The organism is Arthrobacter sp. Y3225116 (genome assembly GCF_059091245.1).
Genome location: NZ_JBNHGL010000402.1, coordinates 1 through 1,647, shown reverse-complemented (window position 1 = coordinate 1,647; position 1,647 = coordinate 1). Strand labels below are relative to the sequence as shown.

The 1,647-nt window shown below is 69.8% G+C and carries 1 protein-coding gene; it reads right to left on the bottom strand.

Features of this window, described 5'->3' with window-relative positions; translation table 11 throughout:
• Positions 1-59: 59 nt before the first annotated feature.
• Positions 60-1,647, bottom strand: a 1,588-nt coding sequence (locus tag AC5RV2_RS17800) for a phosphoenolpyruvate carboxylase (protein ID WP_494093428.1), incomplete at its 5' end; no start/stop codon positions are given.

The window sequence follows — 1,647 nt, the reverse complement described above, 5'->3', positions numbered from 1 at the left end:
GGCCGCCAGGCCGTCCGCCGGCCGCCAGGCCGTCCGCCAGCCCGACGCCGACGGCCGCGCTAGCCCGTATTCCGCAAGCCCGCGGCAATGCCGTTCACGGTGATCAGCATGGCCCGCTGCAGTGCTTCGTCCGGCTCCGACGTCCGGATGCGGCGCAGCAATTCCACCTGCATGTACGAGATTGGGTCCAGGTACTGGTCGCGGATGTGCAGCGAGCGCTGGAGCACCGGCTGGTTATCGAGCAGTTCGTTCTCGCCGGTCAGCTTCCGGATTTCGGCCACGGTCAGCTCGAACTCGGCGCGGATGTCGTCGAACAGGTGCCGCAGTTGCTCTGGCACCAGCGTCGAGACGTAGTGCGCCGCGATCTCCAGGTCGGTCTTGGCCAGCGTCATCTCCACGTTCGAGATGAAGGACTGGAAGTAGTGCCAGTTGCTGATCATCTCGCGCAGCTGCGGCTGCAATCCGGCGGCCCGTGCGGCCCGAAGCCCGCTGCCGACGCCGTACCAGCCGGGAACGATCTGCCGCGACTGGGTCCAGCCGAACACCCAGGTGATGGCCCGCAGCTTGCCCAACCCCTGGCCGGCGGCCGGACCCGCCTCGGGGTGGTCGGCCGGACGTGAACCGAATTTCACAGCGCTCAGCTGCTCCACCGGCGTCGACGTCCGGAAATACTCCGGCAGGTCCGGGTGCTCCACCAGCAGGCGGTAGCGCTCATAGGCCGCGCCGGAAATCACCTCCATGGCAGCGTGGTACCGGCCGCGTTCGGCCTCCGAGGTCCGCGGCTCCTGGTGCAGCGCGGACGCCTGCAGCACCGCCGCGAGCGCCAGCTCCAGGTTTTCCCGGGCCAGCTCCGGCAGGGTGTACTTGTCGGAAATGACTTCGCCCTGCTCCGTGAACTTGATCTCCCCGGCGAGCGCGCCGTTGGGCTGGGCGAGGATCGCGTCATAGGTGGGCCCGCCGCCGCGGCCGACCGATCCGCCGCGGCCATGGAAGAAGCGCAGCCGCACCCCGTGCCGGGCGGCCACGTCGCGCAGCACCAGCTGGGCCTTGTGGATTTCCCACTGACTGGTGGCCACGCCGGCTTCCATGTTGGAGTCCGAGTAGCCGAACATGACCTCCTGCAGGTCGCCGCGCAGCCGCACAATCCGGCGGTACTGCGGGTCCGAGAGCAGGTCGTCCAGGATCTTCCCGCCGCTGCGCAGCGCCTCCACGCTTTCCAGCAGCGGCGCGAAGCCGATCAGGGCCTTGGGCTCGGAGCCCTCCAGCGCCAGCAGTCCCGCCTCGCGCGCCAACACCGCGGCGGCGAGCACGTCGTCGGCGCCGCGTGCCCGGGACACGATGTACGTCTCCACCGCGTCGGGACCGTATTGGCGCAGCGCCTCGGCGATCGCGCCGAACACCTCCAGCGTGCGTGCCCGCTTCTTTTTTAATAACGACGGCGGTGCCAGCGGTCCGGGCTCGAGCAGCAGCGAGGACAGCAGCTGCTGCCGCGGACCGCGGGGCAGAACGAGGTAGCCCGCCGACGCAGCAGCGTCGGCCGCAGGGTCGGTGCCGCCATCACCGCCGGCAGTACACCCCTGACCGGCCGGAGCCTCCCATCCAGACCCAGCTCGGCCAGGAAGATGTTGCGGCCGCTGGGCCGGACGT